This window comes from Pseudomonas sp. SWI7 (assembly GCF_006351945.1).
Classification (GTDB): Bacteria; Pseudomonadota; Gammaproteobacteria; order Pseudomonadales; family Pseudomonadaceae; genus Aquipseudomonas; species Aquipseudomonas fulva.
Genome location: NZ_CP040930.1, coordinates 2,904,759 through 2,930,014, shown reverse-complemented (window position 1 = coordinate 2,930,014; position 25,256 = coordinate 2,904,759). Strand labels below are relative to the sequence as shown.

Sequence of the window (25,256 nt, the reverse complement as noted above, 5' to 3'; positions counted from 1 at the left end):
ATCCTTCGATGAAAAAGTTCTTCAGCCTTGTCGCTACGTTGCTGGTCCTGGCGGCCGCCGTGGTGATCGGTCGTCAGCTGTGGCTGCATTACATGACCACCCCCTGGACACGCGATGGCCGGGTGCGTGCCGACATCATCAACGTGGCGGCCGATGTGCCTGGCTACGTGGTCGATGTGCCAGTCAAGGACAACCAGCGGGTCAGCAAGGGCGACCTGTTGATCCAGATCGACCCGGAACACTACCGGTTGGCGGTCGAACAGGCCAAGGCCTTGGTGGCCGCCCGCAAGGCCACCTGGGAGATGCGCCGGGTCAATGCCAGACGCCGAGCCGACCTGGACAACCTGGTGATCTCCAAGGAAAACCGCGACGATGCCAGCAACATTGCCAGCGCTGCGCTGGCCGAGTACCAGCAGGCCCAGGCGGCGCTGGCGGCTGCCGAGTTGAACCTCAAGCGTACCCGGATCGTGGCCACGGTCGATGGCTATGTGACCAACCTGAACGTTCATAAGGGCGATTACGCACGTACCGGCGAGGCGGTGATGGCGGTGGTCGATGAGGCGTCATTCTGGGTGTACGGGTTTTTCGAAGAAACCAAGCTGCCCCATGTGAAGGTAGGCGACCCTGCCGAGCTGCAGATGATGAGCGGGGAACGCTTGCAGGGCCATGTGGAGAGCATCGCCCGGGGCATCTACGACCGCGACAACCCGCAGAGTCGCGAGCTGATTGCCGATGTGAACCCGACCTTCAACTGGGTGCGCCTGGCCCAGCGGGTGCCGGTGCGCATCCATATCGACCAGATGCCCGAAGGTTACTTCCTGGCAGCGGGGACTACCTGTACGGTGGTGGTCGATCCGCAGTGAAGCACTCGGCAGCCTGCCGCTGCAGCGCGTTGCGCCTGGGCGGCACGTTTCTGCAAGTCCCGCAATCACCTGAAGGTCCGGCTCCTCAAGCGGGACATTGAGCCGGCCCGACCAAAACCGGCACCTGCACCTGATCGATCACCTTGGCACTGATCGAAGGGTCCAGCAGTCGCCCCAATCGCGACAGATGACGGTGCCCCATGATGATCAGTTCGCAGTTCAGGGCCTGGGCCTTGGCCACGATGACCTCTACAGGCCGACCGGCCACCATGCTGCCGTGGCAGGCGAAACCCGCCTGCTGCAAGTCACGGACCGCCTCGCCCAGGGCATGGTCGGCCTGTTGCTGTTCCTCGCACGCGGCAGGGTACTGCGCTTGTTCGTCGGCCGTGTAGGGCGCCGGTTGTTCGTGCACGGCAAAGGAAGTATCGATGGCCAGCAGTACATGCAAGGTATGGTCTTCAGGACGACACCAGCGGCGGGCCAGGGCGAGCAGCGCTTGGGTAGCAGGGGAGGCGTCGATGGCGATGAGCACGGGGCTTGGCATACGGAATCCTTGATCGTGGGGGTGGCTGGGCTGCCGGCCAGGGCCGAGCCTGCTGCTGCCATTGTCGACCTCACCCAGGCTGCGAATAAAGGCCCTGCCACGCACGAGCACATTGCGTCGGGCGCAATCGAGCAACCTGCTAACATCGCCCTTTCCCAACGTCGTCTCGGAAAACGACCATGCAACTGCCTGACATGAACCTGCTGGTCGCCCTCGACGTGCTGCTCGATGAGGGCAGCGTGGTGGGCGCGGCACAACGTATGAACCTCAGCCCAGCCGCCATGAGCCGCACGCTGGGGCGCATACGCGAGGCCATGGGCGACCCCATCCTGGTGCGCGCTGGCCGCGGGCTGGTGCCCACGCCGCGCGCCCTGGCCCTGCGCGAGCAGGTGCATGGCCTGGTGGAGCAGGCCGGGCAGGTGTTTCGCAGCCGTGAAGGCGTCGACCTGTCCAAACTGCACCGTGCCTTCAACGTGCGTACCAACGACCTGTTCATTGCCCTCTACGGGGCCAAGCTGCTGCGCATGATGCTGGCCGACGCGCCCAATACCGTGCTGCGTTTCGTGCCCGAAGGCAGCAGTGACGACGATGCCATGCTGCGCAACGGCCACATCGACCTGATCGTCAGCTCCTCCGTGGAGCTGGGGCCGGAGATCAAGGTGCAGAGTTTGTTCAGCACCTACTTCGTCGGCCTGGCGCGCATGGAGCATCCGGTCTTCGACCAGGACATCACCCCACAACGCTTCGCCGCGTTCCCGCAGATCAGCGTGTCGCGCCGGGGCCGTGCCAACGGTCCGATCGATGTGGCCCTGGCCAACCATCGGGTCGAGCGCCGGGTGGCGCTGATTACCACCAGCTTCCACTCGGCGATGTTCTCGTTACCTGACTCGGACCTGATCCTGCCGATCCCGGCCAACATCCTGAACAGCGTCCAGCGTCTGAAGCTTCCCCTGCGCTCCTTCGAAATTCCCGTACCCCTTGAAAAAGTGAACGTGATGCAGGCCTGGCACCCACGTTTTGACAACGACCCGGCCCACCAGTGGCTGCGTCAGACGATCAAGGCCTGTACCCGAAGCGACCCTTGAACATGGAATCATTGCGTTTGACGCAATATAAAACTGCCAATAATTCAGTTTTCGTCAGCATTCACCCTGCCTAAAATCGCTCCAGTCGTAAAATTGTTGCTGGAGATGTCTCTAAATGAATGCCGTTTCTGCCTCAGCGAGTGGGCTGGCTACCACGCCTGCACCGGCCGCCCCCGCACAGGGCGCATTCGGCCTGCAGGTGGTGGTCGGGCTGTTCGGCGTGTTGCTGGCGGTACTCTGTGCGGGCCTCAACGAGTCCGTGACCAAGATTTCCCTGGCCGATATCCGCGGGGCCATGGGCATCGGTGCCGATGAAGGGGCCTGGCTGCTGGCGGTGTACAGCGCAGCCTCCGTCTCGGCAATGGCCTTTTCGCCCTGGTTGGCGACCACCTTTTCCTTGCGGCGCTTCACCTTGGCAGCCATTGGTACCTTCGCGGTGCTGGGTCTGCTGCAACCCTTCGCCCCCAACGTGCACAGCCTGATGCTGCTGCGGGTGCTGCAAGGGCTCGCCTCGGGTGCACTGCCGCCGATGCTGATGAGCGTGGCGCTGCGTTTCCTGCCCCCTGGCATCAAGGTCTACGGCCTGGCGTGCTACGCCTTGACGGCCACCTTCGGCCCCAACCTGGGTACACCGCTGGCTGGCCTGTGGACCGAATACGTCGGCTGGCGCTGGGCGTTCTGGCAGATCATCCTGCCGTCGCTGGTGGCCGGTGGCTGCGTGGCGTGGGGGTTGCCGCAGGACCCATTGCGCCTGGAGCGTTTCAGGCAGTTCGACTGGCGTGGTGTGCTGCTTGGGTTGCCGGCGATCTGCGGTATCGTGCTGGGGCTGTCCCTGGGCGATCGCTGGGGCTGGTTCGATTCGCCGTTGATCTGCTGGCTGCTGGGCGGTGGGCTGCTGCTGTTGGTGCTGTTCATGTTCAACGAGTGGTCCGAGCCCCTGCCGTTTTTCCAGCTGCGCTTGCTGGGCCGGCGCAATCTGGCCTTTGCCCTGCTAACCGTCGCAGGCGTACTCATCGTGCTGTCGGGTGTGGGTAGCCTGCCGTCCGCCTACCTGGCCCAGCTCCAGGGCTACCGGCCCGCCCAGACCAGCCCGCTGATGCTGCTGGTGGCCATGCCACAATTGATCGCCCTGCCGCTGACCGCCGCGCTTTGCAACATCCGCGCAGTCGACTGCCGCTGGGTGCTGGGTATCGGCCTGGCAATGCTGGCCGCGTCCTGCATCGGCAGCAGCCTGCTCACCAGCCAGTGGATCCGCACCGACTTCTACCCGTTCTACCTGTTGCAGGTGTTCGGCCAGCCGATGGCGGTCCTGCCGTTGCTGATGCTCTCGACCACGGGCATGAGCCCCCAGGAAGGCCCCTTCGCCTCGGCCTGGTTCAATACCGTCAAGGGCTTGTCCGCCGTCGTGGCGGGCGGGCTGCTGGATGCCCTGGGCACGCTGCGTCGGCATTTTCATTCCAATCACCTGGTCGACAGCCTTGGCAATGCCCCGTTGCTGGACGACCACGCTGCCAGCCTTGCCAAGCGTATTCATGACCAGGCGCTGGTACTGACCTCGGCCGACCTCTACCTGGTCCTGGCCGTCATTGCCGTGGCCCTGATCTGCCTGATCCCTGTCATGCCCACCCGGGTCTATCCGCCGCGCGCGGTGGCCTGACCCCCGTCTGAATTCGAGAAACGCCAAATGACCATCCACCGTAAAACCCTGTTCATCGGCGCTGTGCTGGCCGTGGCCGTGCTGGCCGCCCTTGTCGGCCCCTGGCTGGTGGGCAGCGATCACCGGCAGAGCACCAACGATGCCTACGTGACCGCCGACTACACCGTGGTCGCGCCCAAAGTCGCTGGCTTCATCACGCAGGTGCTGGTCGAGGACAACCAGCAGGTCAAGGCCGGCCAACTGTTGGCCACCATCGATGCCCGTGACTACCAGGCTGCCCTGGACGCTGCCCAGGCGCAGCTGCTGGTGGCCAAGGCCCAGAGCACCGATGCCCGCGCCACCCTCGACCGCCAGGACGCGCTGATTGCCCAGGCCCAGGCAGCGGTGAAAGCCGCCGAAGCCGAGGCGGCGTTCGCCGATCATGAGGTGCGCCGCTACGGGCGCCTGGCCGAGCAGGGCGCCGGTACCGTGCAAAACGCTCAGCAAGCGCGCAGCGCCGTGGACCAGGCCCGTGCCCGCCTGGCCAATGCCCGCGCAGCTTCGGTGGCTGCACGCAAGCAGGTGGACATCCTCGCCGCCCAGGTCGCCAGCGCCGATGGCCAGCTCAAGCGCGCCGAAGCCGGGGTGGAAAAGGCCCGGCTGGACCTCTCCTATACCCGCATCACGGCGCCGGTCGACGGCATGGTCGGTGAGCGTGCGTTGCGCACCGGGGCCTACGTCAACCCAGGGGCGCGACTGTTGTCGGTGGTGCCCCTGCAACAGGCCTATGTGGTGGGCAACTTCCAGGAAACCCAATTGACCCACGTGCAGCCTGGTCAGCCGGTCAGCATCAGCGTCGATACCTTTGCCGATGAACAACTCCATGGACACGTCGAAAGCATCGCTCCGGCCACAGGGGTGACGTTCTCCGCTGTGAAGCCGGACAACGCCACCGGCAATTTCACCAAGGTGGTCCAGCGTATTCCGGTGAAGATCGTCTTCGATGACGGGCAGCCGTTGTTGACCCGCCTGCGTGTCGGCATGTCGGTCGAAGCGACCATCGACACGACCCGCGATACCCAAGGCGATAAGCTGGCAGGCAGCGGAGTGACAGCCCGATGAACATCGCTCACGCGCAGAGCCCTGCACCCGCCCGCCCACAAGTAGTCAGTTCATCGCGGCCCGTCACGCGTTTCAGGACAAAGACCCCTGCAGCCGTACTGCTCGCTGCACTGCTCACGGGCTGTACCCTTGGCCCGGACTTCCAGCGCCCTGACGCCCAGGCGCCCCAGCAGTGGGACCCGTTGCAGGGTGAACACGCGCCCAGCCAACCTGTGGCCGAGCCCATCCAGTTGCGCTGGTGGGACAGCTTTCACGACCCACGGCTCAGTGCACTGATCGAGCAGGTCGCCACGCGCAACCTCGATCTGCAGATCGCCAGTGCCCGCTTGCTGCAAAGCCGTGCGCTGCGCAGTACTGTGGCCGCCGACCAGCAGCCGTCGGTGGACGCCAATGCAGGCTACAGCCGTGCCCGCAACAGCGCCGAGGGGCTGAGCGACCCCTCGGGCAACGCGGGTAAATCGGCCTTCAACCTGTGGCAGGGTGACTTGGTGGCAGGTTGGGAGCTGGACGTCTGGGGGCGTGTGCGGCGTCAGGTCGAAGCGGCCGACGCCAGTGTCGAGGTCGCCGAGAACGACCGAAACGGCGTCCTGCTGGCCCTGCTCGCCGAAACAGCCGGTGATTACATCCAGCTGCGTGCGGTGCAGCATACGTTGCAGGTGACCGAGGACAACCTCAAGGTCGCGCGGCACAGCCTTGAATTGTCCGAAGACCGTCAGGCCGAAGGCGTGGCCACTCGGCTCGACGTGGCCCAGGCCAACGCCCAGGTCGCCTTGATCGAATCTCGCCTGCCCACTTTGCAGGCACGCCGTGACGATTTGATCAATGCCTTGAGCCTGCTGGCGGCCGAGCCCCCACGCAGTCTGCAGGACAGCCTGCTGCAAGCCGGTGAGCTACCCGACCCGCAGCAGACGTTCGCCATCGGCGTGCCTTCGGAACTGGCCGAGCGGCGTCCGGACATCCGCCAGGCCCAGGCGCGCCTGCATGCTGCCACGGCCAGCATCGGCGTGGCCAAGGCAGATTTTTATCCGCGTATCCGGCTGTCTGGCAACGTGGGCTTCCAGGCCATGCAACTGGCTGACTTCGGTGCCTGGGACTCTCGCCGCTTCGCCTTCGGACCGCAGCTGTCGCTGCCGATTTTCGAAGGCGGTCGCCTCAAGGGCACCTTGGCACTGCGCCAGGCGCAGCAGCAGGAAGCGGCCCTGAACTACCGCAAGGTGGTGCTGGGAGCCTGGCATGAAATCGATGATGTGCTGCGCCTTTACAACGCCAGCCAGCTGCGTCGCGATCGCCTCGCCGAAGCCGTGCGCCAGAACCGCATCGCCCTGGAAACGGCCCAGCGTCAATACGTGGAAGGCGCGGTGGATTTTCTCAATGTACTGACCGTGCAGTCGGCCTTGCTGGCCAGCGAAGAGCAGTGGATCGACAGCGCTGCCGCAGTATCCCAGGCCCTCGTGGGGCTGTACAAAGCGCTCGGCGGAGGGTGGCAGGCGTTCGACAAGGTCTGAGTGCGCGGCGCCGTCACCGCCCTACAGCGTTCGTGACAAGCCAAACCGTTTGCGCAGCACCTTGTCCAGTAAACGCTGCGGCACCAGGCAGGCCATCAGTGGCAAGGCAGTGCTGCCGTTGCCCAGCCGCACCCGTGCTGGCACTGGCGAACGCTGGGTCGCTTTCAGCACGCCCTGGGCAAAGACCGCTGCCGGTGTTGGCCGGTCGAGCGAGGCGCGGGCCCGGGCTTGAATGTGTTCACGCAATGGCCACCATGGCGATTTCGGCGCCAGCACCTGCTGCGCCTGCTGCTGGGCGTGACTGGCGAACTGCGAGGCAATCGCTCCAGGCTGCACCTCCATCACGCGTATGCCCATCGGCGCCAGCTCCAGGCGCAGGGCGTCGCTCAAGGCCTTCACGGCGGCCTTGGAGGCGCAGTAGGCGCCGGCGAACGGCGTGACCAGCACCCCGGAGACACTGCCGATGTTCACCACCAGGCCTTTGGCGCGACGCAACTGGGGGAACAGTGCGCGTGTCACGCCGACCAGCGCGAACACGTTTGTCTGGAACTGGCGCTGCAGGGCGTCGACCCCGCCATCGAGCAGCGGCCCCATGGCGCCGTAGCCGGCGTTGTTGATCAGGATGTCCAGTGCATCGAGCTCTTGCGCAAGCAGGGCCAGGGCGTGTAGGTCGTTGACATCCAGTTGTCGGGCAACGAAGCCCGCAGCGGCCAGGCGCGCTACATCTTCAGCCTGGCGGGCGGTGGCCCAGACCTGATGACCGGCATCGTGAAACGCATCGGCCAGGGCGCGGCCAATGCCGCTGGAGCAACCGGTGATCAGGACAGTCGACATGCAGAAGGCCTTTGGGTCTGGGTAGAGGGGCAGTGGGTGTGCGCCGAGTCGCCGATGCGTCGCCAGCAGTGGGGCATCGACAAGGATTCAGTTGGCAAAGCTGCCTTGCAGGTGCTCGGCCCTGAACGCCAACGTCTGTGCACGGTAGCCCGAGCGTAGCGCAGGCAACGGCAGGCAATCGGACCACTGCGCGCCGGGTTGCAATTCCCCAGGCCCACGGTAGCGCGGTGCATTGTAGGTGTTTTCTGCCAGGTTGACGGTGTCGCCAGGCGCATAGGCCGCCACACGCCAGCGCAGTTCGGTGAGCGGAACCTTGTTGTCGTTCTTCAGGGTGACCTGCAAGGGGCGATCGGCTGGGCATTGGGTGGGGGCATAGGCCAGGCGCATGTCCAGGCGGGCCAGTTGCGAGGTTTCGCGAGTGTCCTGCCAGATGACGAACAAGGCCACCAGGCCCAGACCACCCACCGCAGCCAACGAAATCGGCAAGGCCTTGGCGGGGTAGCGCAGCAACAGCACCAGCCAGGTGAGGATAAGGAGAGCGCCGATGATCATGAGGCTTGCAGACCTTGGTTGCGCGAGGGTTGAAGCATCGTAGCGTGAAATGGGGGAAGGCTCAAAAGGGGAAGGCTTGGCCGGCTGTGGATCGAGCAAGGCGAGGTGGGGGCTCAAGTGCCGGAGCGCGAATCAGCCCCGGGGCTTGAGCCCCCCATCACCGCGCAATCACTGCGAAGCAGCCTTGACCGCGCCACCACACTGCGCCGACTCGGACGTACGCCCGTACACATCCTCAAACCGCTCGATGTCATCCTCGCCAAGGTAGCTGCCCGACTGCACCTCGATGATCTCAAGGGGGATCTTGCCGGGGTTGCGCAAGCGATGCACCGACGCGATCGGAATGTAGGTCGACTGGTTTTCGGTCAGCAGGAATACATTCTGATCGCACGTCACTTCAGCCGTACCCGACACGACGATCCAGTGCTCGGCGCGGTGATGGTGCATCTGCAACGACAGGCTGGCCCCCGGCTTGACCGTGATGTGCTTGACCTGGAAACGCCCGCCCATGTCCACCGAATCGTACGAGCCCCACGGGCGGTATACCTCCAAGTGGTTCTGGGTTTCGCTGCGACCCTGGGCGTCCAGGGTCTTGACCATCTGCTTGACGCCTTGGACCTTGTCCTTGTGGGCAATCATCATGGCGTCCTTGGTTTCGACCACCACGATGTTGTCCAGCCCGATCACCGACACCAGCTTGCCGTTGCCGTGAATCATGCAGTTGTGGCTGTCCTGCACCACCACATCACCCTTGGTGACATTGCCGTGGTCATCCTTGTCGTGCACATCCCACAGCGACGACCAGCAACCCACATCGCTCCAGCCGGCCGACATGGGCACCACGCAGGCTCGCTGGGTCTTCTCCATCACGGCATAGTCGATGGAGTTGTCCGGGCAGCAGGCGAAGCTCGCTTCATCGATGATCAGCGTGGTGCCATCCACCTGGCTGCGCTCCAGCGCCAGCAAACAGGTGTCGTAAATGTCGGGGTCGTGCTTTTTCAGCTCTTCGAGAAAGCGGCTGGCACGGAACAGGAACATGCCGCTGTTCCAGAAATACCCCCCGGCCTGAACGAACTCGATCGCCCGCTGCTCGTCAGGCTTTTCGACGAACTGCGCCACTCGCGCCACGCCTTCGGGCAGCAAGGCATCCTGGCTCGAGCGAATGTAGCCGTAGCCGGTTTCAGGCTTGGTCGCCGGCACCCCAAACAGCACCATCTCGCCGCGCTCGGCGGCCACGGTGGCCAGCGCCAACGCCCGCTGCAGCGCCTTCTGGTCATCGATGACATGGTCAGCAGGCAGCACCAGCATCAACGCGTCACGCCCTTCGTTGACCAGTTTCATGGCGCTCATGGCCACTGCCGGCGCGGTGTTGCGCCCGAACGGTTCGAGCAGGATGCCCTGGGTTTGCAGGTCGAGCGCGGCCAGTTGCTCCTGCACGATGAAGGTGTGCTCCTTGTTACAGACCACAATGGGTGCGTCCATGCCTTCGAACACCAGACGTTCGAGTGTCTGCTGGAACAGCGTGTGCTCGCCGGTCAGGGCCAGGAACTGCTTGGGGAACTGCTTGCGCGACAAAGGCCACAAGCGCGAACCGCTACCGCCAGAAAGAATTACCGGGATCATCGTGTTTCTCCAATCGTCATTGAGGGCAGGGCAATCAGTTGCTGCTCACAGGGCGGGTGACCCATACCGGGGACAGCGTGCTGCCGGAGCCGGTGACATACAGCACGGCCGCTTCGCCGCGCTCCAGGGCCACGGGTTTCACGTCACCGACTTTCCGGTCGCCCTGGAACAGCGCCAGGTCCACCTTCACAGGGTTGATTTCACGCTCGCCGCGGCCATTGGCGGCGACCGGCTTGACCACTTCGGTCTTGCCATCGGCGGTTTTCAGCGCCAGCGTCTGGTTGCTCAGGTTCTGTACCCGTACCAGCGCTTTCTGCTTGTTCTTGAACGGCGGCTCTTCGATCAGTAGAGGCGTACCGGCAGGGCTGTTGACCAGGGTGTAGTACTGGTCCGAGGCCAGCTTGACCGGTACGCGCTGGCTGCCGACCTGAGCGGTGTAGTCACCGCCTGGCAGGAAACTGAAGTCACTGCTGGCCTGGGGGCCGACCGGCTTGATCTGCGTGTTGCCGACGGAGGCGCCAGCCGGTGCGCTGCTTGCGTTGTACAAGCGCACGAAGGTCGAGCCCTTCGGCGCGCTCGGGCCGTAAAGCGCCGCGTCGGCGCCGGCATAAGCCTGTACTGATGCCAGGGACAGGCCGGCTGCGAGGGTCAGGGCTTTGGCGATGGAAGATGGAGTCGTCATGGGCATTGCCTCTTTCGGTCAGTGGGTGGTTCGGGTGGCCGTCAAGGCCAGGTTTTTTTCGGCGTCGCGCGAGTGCTTGAGCTGAGCGACCCAGTGCGGATCGATGCCGTCGAGTTCAGGTTTCATGGGCAGGTAGCGCTCCGGGAATTCCCACACCACCACTTGTGGCGCGGCATGTTGGAAGGCATCGCTTTGCAGGTACTTGAGCATGGGTAGGAAGGGCCCGTGGCCGTCCTCGGCATAGTTGGCCACGTCGCTATGCAGCGCCTGCTGCAGGGCGCCCACGAAGTTCCAGCGGGGGTTGGCGCTGTAGCTGGTGCCCACCAGCGCCACGGGGATCTGCTGGTCGGCGAACAACGCATCCCCTGCGTCCGCTTGAGCTGCAACAGGGCGGGTGGTGCGTTGCTGGAGGGTGTCCGGCGGCGGCAGCAGGTGGGAGAACAAAGGATCCAACGGCAGGAAGTTGGTCAGGTCGCCCTTGTACGGCGCACTGCCCTGGGCCTGGGTGACGAAGGCTTGTGGGCTCGCTTCGAGCAGACGCTGGCGGCTGACGGCCGCAGCCAGCGCTTGTGCCGCCACTTCGGCACCCAGGGGCGTCCAATGGGTATCGGTGCGCAGAAACACCTGGCCGCGGGCCTTGGCCTGTTCCAGCGGGGCCATCAGGTCAGGGGCGAACACATTGGCCTGGCGTGCCTTGGCATGAAACTGGTTGTACAGCTCCCCATGCAGGCTCGCCGGTCGTGTCTGGCCAAGGTGTTCGTCGTACACCCGCGCCTTGGCCGGCACGATCGCCAGCACCAGCTGGCTGCCGTGCCGTTGCAGGGTGTCGCGCACGCCGCGGATCAGCGCCAGGTTCTCCTGCACCAATGCCTCGGCACCGGCGGTGGGCTTGAACTCTTCGTCACTGAACAGCCACTGGTCGCGCCCCAGCACCACGCCTGGCCGCCCTTCGTGGAACAACTTGAAATCCAGGGCGGCCCACACGTTGGTGCCCAGGCGCTTGATCGGAAACGCGGCGTCGTAGTGTTGTTCGGTGGCCTTGGCCAGCTTGCCGTCGAGCAGGCTCATCTGTTCGGTGCGTTCAAAGCCGTGCAAGCTTGAGGTCGACCACAGGCCCATGCCCGTCAACAGGCCGAGGAAAGACAAGCAGTAGGTCATGCGAAGTGTCCGGGTCATCACATCGGCCTCAGAACTGGAAATAGAGAAACGGCGAATAGCTCTGCGCCGACAGCTTCAGGATCGACGCGACAAACAGCAGCAGCACCAGGGTTCGGGTCATCACGCGCGTCCAGCCAAGGCCGAGCGAGCCATCACGGTTGATCTGCACTGGCGTGGCGGTGGGTGATGCGGTGGGCGTGGTTCGGGCGTTACGGTAAACATCGCGCAGGCCGAAGAAGGCCAAGGCCAGGTAGGCGATCACCAGAGTCGCCACTTGCAGGCCGGTCAGCTGAGCGCGGTTGAGTTCGGAAAGCTGCCAGTGGCCGAAGCTGAACATGGCGCCGTACATGCGCGCTGCGACGTGCAGGTTCTCGGCCCGGAACACCACCCAGCCCACCACCACCAGCAGGAAGGTGAAGGCCCACTTGACCGGGTTGAAGCGCTGCGGGTGGGTGTCTATGCCCAATGCCCGTTCGATCGCCAGCCACACGCCATGCCAGGCGCCCCAGAGGATGTAGGTGACGTTGGCGCCATGCCAAAGCCCGCCCAGCAGCATGGTCAGGAACAGGTTGCGGTAGGTGTTGAGCGTGCCTTTGCGGTTACCGCCCAGGGTGATGTACAGGTAGTCGCGCAGCCAGGTGGACAGGCTGATGTGCCAGCGCCGCCAGAACTCGGTGATGGACTGGCTGATGTAGGGCTGGCGGAAGTTTTCCATGAAGCGAAAGCCCATCATCAGGCCCAGGCCGATGGCCATGTCGCTGTAGCCGCTGAAGTCGAAATACAACTGCGCGGTGTAGGCCAGCGCGCCCAGCCAGGCATCGCCGGTGGTGGGCTGCTGCAAGGCGAAGCAATGGTCTGCCACCACCGCCAGGGTATCGGCGATGAACACCTTCTTGACGAACCCTTGCATGAAGCGCGTGCAGCCTTCGGAAAATTTGTCCAGCGTATGCGTGCGGTGGTTGAACTGCTCGACCAGGTCCTTGAAGCGCAACACCGGCCCGGCGATCAGGTGCGGGAAGATCGCCACGAAGGCGGCGAAGTCGATCAGGTTGTCGGTGGCCGGGGTATCCCCGCGGTACACGTCGATGAGGTAGCTGATGGACTCGAAGATGTAGAACGAAATGCCGATTGGCAGCAGCACATGGGTTAGGATGAACGGTTCAAGGCCGAACGAGGTGATGATCGCATTGAGGCTTTCGACGCCGAAGTTGGCGTACTTGAAATAGCCCAGAATGGCCAGGTCCACGCCAACGCCCAGCAGCAGCCAGCGTTGCGCGGGCTTGCTGCGCACACCGGCGGCACCGACGTTCAGCCCGATCCAGTAGTTCCACAGGGTGACGCCGGCGAACAAGGCGAGGAAGTCCACGCGCCACCAGGCATAGAAGAGGTAGCTGGCGATCAGCAACAACGCGTTGCGATAGCGCTGCCCGCTCAGGTAGTACAAACCGAGGAAGATCGGCAGGAACAGGAACAGGAACACGTTGGACGAAAAGACCATCCCGGTTCTCCTAAAGACTCACAGCATCCAGGGCAAAGCGCCCCCCAAACCCCCCACAGATAATCGGGAGGCCACCTAGCTTTGTGCAGGCGGTGTGTCGTCACGACACGCCGCCCCTTGCACGGTCTTGCGTTAGTGCTTGCGCATTGCGCTTGGGTCATACACGCGCGTCATGTCGCCCCCCATGCGGAAGCTGTTGAACGGCTGCATGCCCTGCTTGCGCGCCAGGGTGTCGCCCACGCAGTGGTACAGGGCGCACCAGGGCTCCAGCCAGGCGTACTTGGTGTCGACCTTCAGGTCCTTCATGTCCTGTTTCTCGCCTGCGCGCTCGGCGAAATGACGCGGGTCGCGGGCGCCGGCCAGTACCCCTTCGCCCAGGCGCTGCAAGGCAAAATTGTTCTCGGCGCGCAGGTCCACGCCGTTGGCCTGGGCAAAGCTTGCGATCAATGCCAAGGGCGGCAGGGCATAGTTGTGATAGGCCAGCGCACGTTGCTTGCGTTTGATCTCGTTGGGCAGAAAGCCCTGGTCGTCGACTTGATTGACGCCGACCTTGTATTGCTTCACTGCCCAGTCGAACAGGTCACGGCGGTCGGTGGCCACGGCCGTGGCCATGACCGACCAGGCCGCCCAGTAGCTGTGATTGTTGATCTTCTGCAGCGGCAGGTCGCTCCAGTCGCTAACCGTCTGCTGGGCCAGGCGAGCGAACCATTTCTCGATCAGCTCGGCTTCGGCCTGATGCGCCGCCAATGGCCTGGCGTTGGAGAACTTCAGGCGCAGCCATGACCCGCTCAGGCTGCCCAAAGCCCATTTGCGCATCGATTTGCCGGTGTGGTTGTAGTTCGTGGACATCAGTGCGTCGGCCCGTGCCCAGGTGCCCAGCCACGTCAATGCGCAGTCCAGCTGCGCCGGTCGACCGTCGCGCATGTACTGGGTGACCAGTTTGCTTACCCCCTTTTCCAAGGCAGTGATGTCCTGGGTGGAGGTCCGAAAGGCGTGCTCGGAAGCCACATTGAGCGTGGCCCGCGCCTTGTCCGAGCCTTCGTACTTGCTGCGAAACTGCAGGGCACCGGTATACGGGGTGGGCGGGGCTTCGCAGCGAAAATCGCCGGTACCCGTCTTGAGTTTCTCGATGCCTTCGTAGTAACCCTGAGGTGGCACCAGCGAGGCCTGCGCGGCGCTTGCGAACAGAGCGAGGGCGAGCAGGGCCGGGCGCAGAATCAGTTTGTAATGGGTCATGTTCGCCTCACTGGCCGGCCTGCGCGGTCTGCGCAGGTCCGGCGAAGTCGTTACGTTTGCACAGCTTGGCGTCGAGCTTCTGGGTGCCTTTTTCCGGCCCCTGCACCTCGAAGGCCAGCAGCTTCTGATCGGCCCAGTCCTGGTCCTCGCGCATCTGGAACACGAACCGGCCATCGGTATCGGAGGTTTCGGGTTTTTCCAGCTTGATGTCCTCGTGCCGGCCGTTGAGGTACCAGAGGGTTGCCTGCAGCACCTTCACTGAGGGGTCGTCGAACTTCACGTCCATTTGCAGGTGGCGGTTGACCAGCGGCTTGATCACCCCACCCTTGCCATTGACCATCAGGGTGTTCTTGCCCGGCTTGAGCGTGGTCTTGGCGCTCATCAGCGCCGGGCGGTCGTCGCAGCCGTCGTCGAGCAGGCCGAGGATCTGTCGCCAGATGGTTTCCTGCTCCAGGCTGTAGAGGGGCGAAAATTCCCAGACCAGGATCTTGGGTGGATGCTTGCGGAACTCCTCGCTGCCCAGGTACTGAATCATCGAGCCCTCCAGACCGCCGCCGGGGAAGGCGACGTTGAGCACATCGGCGCCGATGTACTGCTCCAGAAACCCGGCGAAGTTGTAGTTCTTGCCGCTGTGGCTCGTGCCCACCAATGTGATCTGGGCATTGCCCTGGTCGCCGAACAGGTCGTCGTCATCGCCGCTGGCCCCTTTGGGTTCGGTGCTGAACTGGTCCATGTACTGCACCGCGTAGCTAGTGCCGCACAGCTGCCCGGCAACGTTGTGCAAGGTTCCGGTCTTGCCCATGCGCCCGGACTTGACGGTTTCGAATGCCTTGCGCGGGATGCCCTGGAATGCAGGCATCGTGTGCACGGTGTCGGCCACGATACGGGCAGCGCGCTCGGCGCCGTAGGGCGTCCAGTGCTGGTCGCCACGGAAGTAGAAATCCTTGCCCTGGTCGGCGGCAGGCAACTGCTCGTTGGTCAGCGGCGACAGGTCAGGCACGTTGTAGCCCATGGCGGCGAAGCGCTTGAGCATGGCCTGGTAGTTGCCCAGTGCTTTCTGGTAGTCGAACGCGGCTTTTTCTGCCGGCTCAAGCATGTTTCGGTTCACCAAGCCCCGGGTCGGCTGATACACCACTACCAGTTCCACACCGCGTTTCTTGAAGGCGTCGTGCACCTGCTGCAGGCGTTTGTACCCGGCAGGGGAGGTGTCGAATTCGGTGCGCAGGTCTTCACGGGTTCGGAACAACCAGTCGCCCTGGCCCTGCACCAGGGTGGTGAAGTTCTGCTGGTAGCGGGTGGTGTAGCGGCTGGCATCGTGTGCCTGCGGGCACAACTGGCAGCACGGCACCGCCGTGAAGGTAGGGGCCTGCACGGTGTCGGCGCGTGAGCCCTGACTGATGGCCAGGAGGGCGCAGGTGACGCCCAGCACGGTAATCGCTTGTGGAGTCATGGTCCGGGCTTCCTTATTGGATCAATTCGGTCTGGCGCTCGACCGGGTCGATCAGCACGGCTTTGCGCTGGCGTACCAGCAGGTCGAGGATTTCATCCTGGCGCTGGCCCAGCACACCGTTGAAGGTGATCCCGCTGGCTTTGCGCGGCGCCAGCATGGCCACGTCGTACAGCTCGACCGACAACGGCGAGTCGATCGACAGCGGGCCAGAGCCGTTGGCCGCCAGTTGCCCACCCACCAGGATCAACGACACCTTGGTGTCGAACGGGTCGAGGGCAATGTCGCGGTCGGTGTCGGACAGATCCTTGATATGGCCGTAAACGCCCACCAGACCGTTGGCCATGGCGATATTGTCGTACAGCCGGATATTCACGCTGTTGCGCACGCGAATGCCATGGCGTCGGTTGTTGACCAGCGTGTTGCCCCACAGCAAGTTATCGCCGCTTTCGTACAGGGTGATGCCGTCGGTGTGGTTGCGGTAGATCTGGTTGTAGGCCACCAGGTTGTTGACGCTGTTGCGATCGATCACGACGCCTGACAGCTTGTTGTCGAAGCTCTTGTTGTTGAAGATCCAGCTGTCGTTCACCTCCCGCGAAACGATGATGCCGTGCTTCTTGCGCGTGCCATGCACGCTGTTGCCGGCGATGATCAGCCCGTGGGAGCGGTCGTGCGGGTCGATGCCGTAGACGATGTTGTCGCGGTAGGTGTTGTCCTTGACCACGAAGTCGCGCGTCTCATAGCAGTAGAAGCCGTACCACAGGTCGCTGAACTGCGAACCGATGATCCAGCCGGTCGGCTCCGCCCGGCCCATGCGCTTGGCCAGGTTGGGGGTGTACTGGGAAATGCTCACGCCATAGGACTTGGACTTCGCATAGCCCAGGCTGGCCAGGGTGCTGTTGACGATGTAGGTCTCGGTGCCGCCCCAGGACAGCAGAAACGGGCGAAACGCCTGGGGCGAGCGGAACGTGGCCGGGCCTTTGGCCTGCTCGCGCCACCCGGTCACCTGGGTGTCGGTGATGAACAGCTTGCCGTCGTTGACCAGAAATGCCCCGCCTTCCTCGGACAGGCGCAGTTGCTTGACCTTGCCGTCGATCTCCAACGTCCCGGTGCGCCCGACCACGATGGGCAGACGCGCCAGGTACACACCGGGCTGCACCTCGGACAGGTACTGGCGCGGCACCTGGCGGCTCAACTGCGCCAGGTCCACGTGGCCATCGTCGATGAAAATGGCCTGTGGAATGCCGTGTTGGCGCCGCACCCATTCGGCGGCCTTGTTGTCGCCACCGACGAATGCCTTGAGGCTGTCTTCCTGGAACATACGGCGCAGGCTGACCTTGCCCGGCTGGCTGCGGTCGATCTTTTGCTGCACGGCCTGTGCGGTGTAGCCACTGAGGTCAGGGAGCTTGGGTGCGTCCAGCTGCAGCGGCGCTATCGGTGCGCTAGAGACGGTATAGCTGCGCGCCTGTTGCAGTTCCTTGGCCAGCAGGCCGGGTTGCGCCGCCCAGGTCGAACCACTGGCAAGCAGCAGGGCGCAGGCCAGCAGGCTATGGCGAAGATGGGGATGAACGTTCATGGCAATTTCCTCGTGGCCTCAGAAACGCCAGATCACGTCGACGAAGGCGCGGTGCATGTAGCTGTCTGCCTCTTTGCCGTAGGCATCGCCCGGCTTGAATACCCCAGCACGCAGGCGAACCAGAGCCGAAGGCTCGTCGATCGCCTGGCTCATCGAGGCGGGGAGCAGGCCTTGCTTGAAGTACTTGGTCACGACCACGTCCATTTCCTGGCCAAGGTCTTTCTCACCCTCGACCAAGGGCCGGTTGATGCCGTTGTCGTTGACTACGGCGTTGATGCCGCTCGAGCCTATGTTCTGCGCACCGTCCACTCGCCAGAACCTGTGGTAGAGGAAGCTTGCGTCGTAGTCGTCGCGCAGCTGCCAGGAGGCGAACAAGGTGGCGGCCTGCAGGTTGCCCAACTCGCCACGAAAGGCCTCGCCAAAGCGATGCACACGCGATCGGGTGCCGGTGAAGTTGGAGCGGTTGCTTTCAAGGCCGGTCTGCTCGAAGTTGTTGCCGCCCTCGTCACCGCCGCCGCTGCCGCGGGCGTAGGCGGCGCCCACCTGCCACTGCGGGTTCAGGCGCAGGCGTACGCCCAGGTCGGTGGCCCAGGCATTGACGTCGCCGCGTTGGGTACCGGTGGCCACTTGCTGGTCGCCCACCTGGCGGCTGCTGAGGGTGTCGCGGTTGCCGGTCAGCCAGGTCAGGCTGCCCCAGTAGTTGACGTCATGCTCATTGCGCCAGTTGTAGGCATCGCTGTTGGCCTCCAGGCCCAGCCACGTCAGGTCGCCGGTGCGGGTCTTGTCCAGGGCGTCGACGGTTTGGCCGGGGTTTTTCAGGCTACCGCTGTCGTGGGTGTGATGAGCCCGCAGGCCCACCCACTGGCCAGGCGTCCACTGGGCAGCGACATTGCCGTAGAGGTGAGTACGATCCTCGTCCTGCGGGGCCAGGTCGGTCAGGTCGGTTCGGTATTCGCTGAAACGCCGGGCTACACCCAGGTCGGCCTTGAGCAGGGTGGTGTCGAAGGTCCAGTTGAGGGCTTCGATGTTGGTGTCGCGCCACATGCCATCGTCGCTGCGCAACCGTTGCCGGCCCAGTCGCAGTTGCTCGCCGGGGTAGGCGGTCAGGCCGCTGTAGCCCACCCAGAACTCGCGCATGGCCAGGTAGCTCTTGTCCGGTTGACGACTGTCTGCGCCCGTGTCGGTGGTGGTGCCATCGTCGTTCTGGCGCAGGGTATCGGTTTCGATGGTATCGGTGGCAGTGACCGCCTGGCCCATGGCATAAGCGCTCCAGTTGCCGCGCTCGCCGTAGACCCACGGGCGCAGGTCCAGGCCCAGGCCATTGACGTCACCGCCTGGGCGGGTGCCCAGGTCGCGGTCGTCTTCGGACTGGCCAGTGACTTTCACTTCCAGGCCAAAATTGCGTTCGGCCGTGACCTGGGCCAGGCTCGGGCAGGACCACAGCAAGGCAAAGCCAAGGCCGATCCCGGCTTTGACGAAAGGGTTGAGCATCATGGCGCGTCCTCACCGTCTACGTCGTTTTCATCGTCTTGCAGCACATCCAGGGCCAGGGTATTGCTGGCGCCGGGCGTCATGGCCATGCGAGCTTGGGTCTCCCGCGCCAGCGTCTGCTGAGCCTGGCGGCGCGCCTCGGGGGCCAGCTGCTGCTCGATCTGCTGCAACAGCTCGGCCGACTGGGGCGTCGGGTTGGCCTGGGCGAGTTGCGCGAAGACCCATGCATCGGCAGGTTGCGGGCGGATGCCATGCCCCTCGCTGAACAGCTGCGCCAGGGCATAGTCGGCACTGACCTGGCCACCGCGTGCGGCCGCCAGCAGGTTGTCCAGCGCTTTCTGCGGCTCGACGTTGCCCAGGTAGCCACGGCGATAGAGTTGGCCCAGGTAGTAGCGGGCACTGGTCTCGCCGGCCGTGGCGGCGGCCAGCAGGTGACGCTCGGCGCTCTCGGCATCGGCCGGCAGCTGCTTGCCCTCGTAGTACAGGCGGCCGAGCAGCAGGTCCGCCCGAGGCTGCTGCGCATCACGGCCTTTTTTCAGGTAAGCCAGCAACTGGTCGGTGTCCCCCAGTTCAGGGAAGTCGTACAGCAGCTGCGCCAGGCTGACCCAGGATGCCGGGTACGCCGGTGCCACGCGTTCGAGCAACGCCTTGGCAGCTTGCCCGTCGGTCTGGCCCAGGCTGCGGTCGGCCAGCACGCGAGCGACGCTGTCCACCCGGCTGGCAGGCACTGCCCCGCGGGCGTAAGCCGATTCGAGCTGGTGCATCAGGGCGGTCAGCTGTTCGGCCTGACCACGCTTGCGGTACACGGTGGCCAGCTCCACGTAGCACAGGTCGGCAGTCGCCAACCCCGCCTGGCACAGGCTCTGCACTTCGTCCAGGTGCTGGTCGTAAGTGCCCTGCGTACGGTAGAGCAGCACCTGGGCGATGCCCGCTTCCGGGTAGCCCTCGGTACGCCACCGCTCGATCTGCTGCTGCGCGTTGATGGTGGGGAAGCTCTGCGGGTAGGCCAGGTATAGCATGGCCAGTGGCACCAGGGTATTGCCCTGGCCCTGACGGGCGGCAAGCTTGAGCAGCGTTTGCGCTTCTTCGCGCTCGGCCTGGGTGCTGCCCGGCTTGGTCACCAGCAGGCGGCCAAGGCGCGCCTGGGCACGGGGCGAGGTGGCAGCGGCGGCGCGGTAGGTGGCTTCGGCTTGCTCGCGTTGGGCGCTGTCACCGGTGGCCACCTTGATGTCGGCCAGCCCGACCTGGGCATCGCTGTAGCCCAGGTCGGCCAGTGCCTGGTAGTTGCGTTCGGCCACAGCCAGGTCGCCGCGCTTGAGCGCTTCGTTGGCCAGGCGCTGGTCGGGCAGACCGGCGCAACCGGCCAGTGTCACGGTCAGGGCAAGTGCGCACGCCGTGAAAGGGCGTGGGTTGGACCCAGGCAAGGTTGGCATGCTCGTCATCACCTCGCCCTCACAGGCCACGGGCCGACGCACTGCCGATCAGCCAGTCCAGCGAAGGGCCGCGGTTGCTGGCAACCGACACCGGCCGGCCTGCCAGGGCCGCTGGCAGGGCGCTGTCCGGTTTGATCTGTACGCGGATGTCGGCGGCCAGCGCGTCGGGTTCCAGGCTGCTGCTGGCGACGATTTCCCCTGCGCGCACCTGGTCTTCGCCTGCCACCTGGAAGTTGACCCGCGTCCCCGGCTTGACCTCGTCGAACTGGCGGTAGCTGAAGCGGGCCTGGACAGTGGGTGTGCTCGTGCGTGGCACCAGCTCGAAGATCGGTTGGCCCTTGGCGGCGTACTGGCCGTCTTCCACACGCTGGCGGGCGACGATGCAATCGCAAGGGCTGGTGAGGGTGCCGGACAGTTGCTTGCCGAACAGCTCCTGGATTTTGGCGGGGTCGAGCTGGGTGTCGTCCAGGCTGCCCTTGAGCACGTCCAGCATGCTGGTGCTGAAGCTGGCAAGCGGGGCGCCCTTGCTCGTTTGGGCGCCGCTTGGCACCAGGCTGCTGACGGTGCCGTCCCTGGGCATGGTGATGGTGGTGACAGGCACGGCGACGACTGCGGCCTGGGCATGGCTGACGAAGTACAGGCCATACAGCGATTTGGCAACGAAGCCGAACGCTGCCACGCCCGCCACGAACACGCCCAGCGTCACGCTGACCGCCTTGAACCGGGCCAGGGGGCCCTGCCCGCTGCCGGCGTCCTTTTGCTTGCGCGCCTTGGTGAAGTTGTCCCGTTGCAGCGTGCTGAGCACATCGCCCACGGTGATCAGCTCGCCGGACAAGTGGCTGGTGATCAGGTGGCGCAAGGTGGCGATATCGCGCGGCTCCAGGTTCTGGAACTGCACGCCGGCCCGACCGCTGCCTGGGACGTAGGAGCGCACCTGAAACGCCACGTCCATCGACAGCCCCAGGTTATCGACGCTGAACTGCAACCGGCCGTGCAGCACCTGGCCTAAGGCCAGAGGATGCGGGCTATGGAAGCTCAGGCCGCCGGCCGACAGGTCATCCACCTTGGTTTCATGGGGCTGACCCTGGGCGTCGACAAAGCGCAGCCTGGCAGGCATGCGCACCCGTGCGTGCTGGCGCTGGGCTTCGGATTCATGCACGACGTTGACGTTCACGGCGGTATTCATGGCGGTTGTTCCTGTTAGTTCCGATCCGGGGTGGGGTCACACGACCATGAACAGCGCAGCGACGAACAGGCTGGCAGCCGAAAAGGTCATGGCCCGCGAGGACCAGGTGTTGAACCATTGTTGAAAGCTGGCGAGGTCACGCTTGAGGGTGGTGGGCTGGCGCGTCCACGACTGTTTGTCGAGGCGGAAGAACACGTAGATCTTCATCAGCGCGCCGACGATCTGGTTGTAATAGAGAATCACCGGGTAGGCCGGGCCAACGCTGTGGCCCGAGCACAGCAGCATGAAGGTGAGTACCAGGCGGGTGAAACCGATCCACAGCAGGTACACCAGCAGGTAGGCCATGCCGAATTTCAGGCTGGCGATGAGGGCCACTGTCAGGCCCAGCAGGCTGGTCCACATCGAGACCCGCTGATCGAACAGCACGATGCTGGTGAACAGCCCCAGGCGGCGCAGGCCAAGCCCAAGGGCGCGTGAATTCTGCCGAAGGTTGTTGCCGTACCAGCGGTACATCAGCTTGCGGCTGGCCTTGAAGAAGCTTTTTTCAGGCGGATGCTCGACCGTGTTGATGGCCGCATCGGGCACGTAAAACGTGTCGTAACCCAGGCGCATCAGGCTGAACCAGCTGGACTTGTCGTCACCGGTCAGGAACTTGAAGCGCCCCAGGCGCCAGTGCATCAACGCGTCGCTTTCCACGTCGGCGATGAACTCGGGGTTGGTCACCACGCTGGCGCGGAACATCGACATGCGGCCAGTCATGGTCAGCACGCGCTTGGACAGGGCCATGGAACACATGTTGATGTGGCGCTGGGCGAAGCGCAGCTTGTGCCACTCGCTCATGATGTAGCCGCCGCGCACTTCGCAGAACTCGTTGGTGGTCAGGCCGCCGACGTTGGGGAACAGCTTGAACCACGGCACGGTCTTGCGCACCACGCCCTCGTCCAGCACGGTGTCGCCGTCGATCACCGCCACCACGGCATCGTCATCGGGCAGCATGCGGGAAATGGCGCGAAAGCCGTAGGCAAGGCCATCGCGTTTGCCGGTACCTGCGATGCGCACGATGTCCAGGGTGACATGAGGGGGCGGGTTGTACCTGGCCCACAGGCTCTTGACCAGCAGTTCGTCCGACATCTCCACCAGCGAACAGACCACGGTGGTGGGGAAGCCGCAGTCGATCGCTTCGCGAATCACCGAGCTGTACACCTGGGCGGTGGTCAGCGCTTCGATGCGAAAGCTGGTGACCATCAGGTAGACATGGGACGGATCGGCTGCCTGGCCCATCTTCTGCACCTTGCGGCGCAGGTACGGATAGACGCCGTACAGAAAGACCATGCCACGGATGAAGTGGGTGGCGCCCATGGAGTAACGCCAGATGCCAACTGCGCCGACCAGGAAGATGAAGTGCCTGGACTGCGGGTCGAAGATGTCGGCTGGCAGGGCCAGGGCGATCAGCATGAGAAGGCTCATGTAGAACAACCAACCGGCGCACTGCAGCAGCGCTGTCTTAAGCCTTTGCATGTTCAGCATCCGTGAAGAATTCAGGGTAGGGGCGACGCGGGATGGGGCACCGCGTCGCCTGGCCAGGCGTTACCAGCAGATGCCTTCGGTGCGGCCATCGGGGCTGGTGGGCTTGGCCATGAAGCCCACCAGGTCGATCACTTGCTTGCCGGCCGGCGCGTGCTGGGCCAGGGCGCGGAACTGCTCGTCACGGTTGCCGAGCACGATGATGTCGGCGTTGTCGATCACCTTCTGGAAATCGGCATTGAGCAGCGAGGACACGTGCGGGATCTTCGATTCGATGTACTCTTTGTTCGCCCCGTGTACCCGGGCGTACTGCACGTTCTCGTCATAGATGTCCAACTGGTAGCCCTTGCCGATCAGGCGCTCGGCCAGCTCCACCAGTGGGCTTTCACGCAGGTCATCGGTGCCGGCCTTGAAGCTCAGGCCCAGCAGGGCCACCTTGCGCTTGTCGTGGCTGTCGATCAGGTCGAAGGCGTTCTGCACCTGGGACTCGTTGCTGCGCATCAGCGAATCGAGCAGGGGCGCTTTCACATCGAGGCTGGCGGCGCGGTAGGTCAGTGCACGGACATCCTTGGGCAGGCACGAGCCGCCGAAGGCGAAGCCGGGACGCAGGTAGTACTGGGACAGGTTCAGCGCCTTGTCCTGGCAGACCACTTCCATCACTTCGCGGCCATCGACGCCCACGGCCTTGGCGATGTTGCCGATCTCGTTGGCGAAGGTCACCTTGGTGGCATGCCACACGTTGCAGGTGTACTTGATCATCTCGGCCACTTCGACCGACTTGCGGATGACAGGTGCATCGAGTTCTTCGTAGAGCGCCTGGAGCACGTCGCCACTGGCGCTGTCGAGCTCACCGATGACGGTCATCGGCGGATGGTCGTAGTCCTTGATGGCCGTGCTCTCCCGCAGGAACTCAGGGTTGACTGCGACGCCGAAGTCGATGCCGGCACGTTTGCCGGAGCAGTCTTCGAGCAGCGGTATTACCACGTTCTTCACGGTGCCCGGCAACACGGTACTGCGTACCACGATGGTGTGGCGGCTGGCTTTTTCACGCAGCACGAAACCGATCTCGCGGCACACCGATTCGATGTACTCAAGGCCCAGGTCGCCATTCTTCTTGCTGGGGGTGCCCACGCAGATCATCGACACATCGCTGGCCCGGATGGCCTCGGCAAAGTCGGTGGTCCCCCGCAGGCGGCCATTGGCGATGCCCTGCTGCAACAGCGCCTCCAGGCCTGGTTCGACGATGGGCGACTTACCCTGGTTGATCAAGTCGATCTTGGTGGCCGAGACATCGACGCCAATTACGTCATGGCCACGTGCAGTCAGGCAACCTGCACAGACGGCACCTACATAACCCAAACCAAAGATGCTGATACGCATCGCTATCACCTCGTGTGTTATCACGCTGGCACTTGTACTTGCAGGTGCCGAGTGGGGTTGATTAACAACAAATTCAGGGCGCACGGGGGCGTGGCGATTATCGGCATCGCCCCAGGCAATCACATTCAACATTAAACGTATGCGTTTAAAGTGCTTAGTTGAGCACGCCCATTTGAGCCACGCTTAGAAAGTACTTGGGTGCGGTCGGCACGTCTGTTCATGTTTATGTACAGGTGCCGGGTCGCTGGGTGTGCTATTTAAAATAAAAACCATAGCGTTCAATTACCCGCGCTGGGCGTGGCCATTATTGACGTGCTGGGCGCGACATTTTATTGCCAGGGTTTGATATCGAGATGCTGGCAACTTTCCGGTATGGGAATTTATCTTTAGGCCATCTCTTACAACCTACGAACAGCAAAATCGTTACGGCACCTATGAGCAGTAGGGTTGAGAGAAGTTCCGGCCTGAGATTCATTCGTATGCGGGTTTTTTCAGTATTTCGCGAGGGTCATACAATTTCAAATTGATGGCACGAGGCGGTTTGACCTCGGTATATAAAGGGCGAAAATGTTTCGAGATGTTTATATGCCAGCATGAGCGTCGGGTGCGAAAAAAAACTAAAAAAATCGGCCTGAGCGATGGTGGCAATCTGAGATTTTTTGGACCGGTGTTTATTTATTGACGTCAATAAACAGTCCTTTACGGCTGGGTTTCACGATTTCTCGCCATATTTCGTAACGCTTGAAGGCCCTTCGCTTCCTAAGGTTTTTCAGCACCGGGCCGCCAACGTGGCTAGACGTCGTCATCGGCGGCTGTGAACGAAGGATCGTCGCAGTCCATGCGTGGCCGGCCCACGCAGGCGTCTGCTCCCTAACCACATG

Annotated in this window: 19 protein-coding genes and 1 pseudogene; 5 read left to right on the top strand and 15 right to left on the bottom strand. The window is 63.7% G+C overall.

Going from position 1 to position 25,256, the window contains the following annotated elements; translation table 11 throughout:
* The first annotated feature begins 8 nt into the window (after positions 1 to 8).
* Positions 9 to 863 (top strand): HlyD family secretion protein, encoded by an 855-nt coding sequence (locus tag FH041_RS13475; RefSeq protein WP_027914431.1) that lies wholly within the window; start codon positions 9 to 11, stop codon positions 861 to 863.
* An 85-nt stretch (positions 864 to 948) separates the two neighbouring features.
* On the opposite strand, the gene FH041_RS13470 is transcribed toward FH041_RS13475, so the two are convergent.
* Complete coding sequence (locus tag FH041_RS13470; RefSeq protein WP_049696517.1) at positions 949 to 1,407, bottom strand: universal stress protein; 459 nt, start codon at positions 1,405 to 1,407, stop codon at positions 949 to 951.
* Between the two features lie 179 nt (positions 1,408 to 1,586).
* Between FH041_RS13470 and FH041_RS13465 the strand changes: the two genes are divergently transcribed.
* From FH041_RS13465 to FH041_RS13450, 4 genes are all read left to right on the top strand, one after another.
* A complete protein-coding gene (locus tag FH041_RS13465; RefSeq protein WP_023534365.1) occupies positions 1,587 to 2,492 on the top strand; it encodes a LysR family transcriptional regulator in 906 nt (301 codons plus the stop codon).
* A gap of 115 nt (positions 2,493 to 2,607) precedes the next feature.
* Entirely contained in the window at positions 2,608 to 4,149 is a 1,542-nt protein-coding gene (locus FH041_RS13460; protein ID WP_027914433.1) for an MFS transporter, read from the top strand.
* Between the two features lie 27 nt (positions 4,150 to 4,176).
* A complete protein-coding gene (locus FH041_RS13455) occupies positions 4,177 to 5,250 on the top strand; it encodes an HlyD family secretion protein (protein WP_132578105.1) in 1,074 nt (357 codons plus the stop codon).
* Positions 5,247 to 6,755, top strand: coding sequence for an efflux transporter outer membrane subunit (locus tag FH041_RS13450; protein WP_081783964.1), 1,509 nt, complete (start codon positions 5,247 to 5,249; stop codon positions 6,753 to 6,755). Before FH041_RS13455 ends, FH041_RS13450 begins: the two co-directional genes overlap by 4 nt.
* A 21-nt stretch (positions 6,756 to 6,776) precedes the next feature.
* On the opposite strand, the gene FH041_RS13445 is transcribed toward FH041_RS13450, so the two are convergent.
* The 14 genes and pseudogenes from FH041_RS13445 to FH041_RS13380 all read right to left on the bottom strand — a co-directional run bounded on the left by FH041_RS13445 (position 6,777) and on the right by FH041_RS13380 (position 24,375).
* The gene (locus FH041_RS13445) at positions 6,777 to 7,589 is read right to left on the bottom strand and encodes an SDR family oxidoreductase (protein WP_132578103.1); all 813 of its coding nucleotides are present in this window, start codon (positions 7,587 to 7,589) and stop codon (positions 6,777 to 6,779) included.
* Positions 7,590 to 7,676: 87 nt separating this feature from the next.
* Positions 7,677 to 8,141, bottom strand: a complete 465-nt coding sequence (locus FH041_RS13440; protein ID WP_027914437.1) for a hypothetical protein — start codon at positions 8,139 to 8,141, stop codon at positions 7,677 to 7,679.
* A 113-nt stretch (positions 8,142 to 8,254) separates the two neighbouring features.
* Positions 8,255 to 9,764 (bottom strand): annotated as a pseudogene (locus tag FH041_RS13435) (mannose-1-phosphate guanylyltransferase/mannose-6-phosphate isomerase).
* Positions 9,765 to 9,798: 34 nt separating this feature from the next.
* Positions 9,799 to 10,446, bottom strand: a complete 648-nt coding sequence (locus FH041_RS13430; RefSeq protein WP_049696512.1) for an alginate O-acetyltransferase AlgF — start codon at positions 10,444 to 10,446, stop codon at positions 9,799 to 9,801.
* 18 nt (positions 10,447 to 10,464) lie between these two features.
* Positions 10,465 to 11,622, bottom strand: coding sequence for an alginate O-acetyltransferase (locus tag FH041_RS13425; RefSeq protein ID WP_027914440.1), 1,158 nt, complete (start codon positions 11,620 to 11,622; stop codon positions 10,465 to 10,467).
* 10 nt (positions 11,623 to 11,632) lie between these two features.
* Positions 11,633 to 13,102: an MBOAT family protein gene (locus FH041_RS13420; protein WP_059183321.1), complete on the bottom strand. Its 1,470-nt coding sequence runs from the start codon at positions 13,100 to 13,102 to the stop codon at positions 11,633 to 11,635.
* A 132-nt stretch (positions 13,103 to 13,234) separates the two neighbouring features.
* A complete protein-coding gene (locus tag FH041_RS13415; protein ID WP_028687644.1) occupies positions 13,235 to 14,338 on the bottom strand; it encodes a mannuronate-specific alginate lyase in 1,104 nt (367 codons plus the stop codon).
* A gap of 7 nt (positions 14,339 to 14,345) precedes the next feature.
* On the bottom strand, positions 14,346 to 15,788 hold the full coding sequence (locus FH041_RS13410) for an alginate O-acetyltransferase (protein WP_059183319.1): 1,443 nt from the start codon (positions 15,786 to 15,788) through the stop codon (positions 14,346 to 14,348).
* A gap of 13 nt (positions 15,789 to 15,801) precedes the next feature.
* Complete coding sequence (gene algG / locus FH041_RS13405) at positions 15,802 to 17,361, bottom strand: mannuronan 5-epimerase AlgG (RefSeq protein WP_059183318.1); 1,560 nt, start codon at positions 17,359 to 17,361, stop codon at positions 15,802 to 15,804.
* 18 nt (positions 17,362 to 17,379) lie between these two features.
* Complete coding sequence (locus FH041_RS13400; protein WP_059183317.1) at positions 17,380 to 18,855, bottom strand: alginate export family protein; 1,476 nt, start codon at positions 18,853 to 18,855, stop codon at positions 17,380 to 17,382.
* Positions 18,852 to 20,285, bottom strand: a complete 1,434-nt coding sequence (gene algK / locus FH041_RS13395) for an alginate biosynthesis TPR repeat lipoprotein AlgK (RefSeq protein WP_059184115.1) — start codon at positions 20,283 to 20,285, stop codon at positions 18,852 to 18,854. The genes FH041_RS13400 and algK overlap by 4 nt, the downstream gene beginning before the upstream one ends.
* A gap of 19 nt (positions 20,286 to 20,304) precedes the next feature.
* On the bottom strand, positions 20,305 to 21,471 hold the full coding sequence (locus tag FH041_RS13390; RefSeq protein ID WP_140174694.1) for an alginate biosynthesis protein Alg44: 1,167 nt from the start codon (positions 21,469 to 21,471) through the stop codon (positions 20,305 to 20,307).
* 36 nt (positions 21,472 to 21,507) lie between these two features.
* Positions 21,508 to 22,989 carry a mannuronan synthase gene (gene alg8 / locus FH041_RS13385; protein ID WP_161780414.1) on the bottom strand — a complete coding sequence of 494 codons (1,482 nt, stop codon included), beginning with the start codon at positions 22,987 to 22,989 and terminating at the stop codon, positions 21,508 to 21,510.
* 69 nt (positions 22,990 to 23,058) lie between these two features.
* Complete coding sequence (locus FH041_RS13380; protein ID WP_023534285.1) at positions 23,059 to 24,375, bottom strand: nucleotide sugar dehydrogenase; 1,317 nt, start codon at positions 24,373 to 24,375, stop codon at positions 23,059 to 23,061.
* Positions 24,376 to 25,256 lie beyond the last annotated feature (881 nt).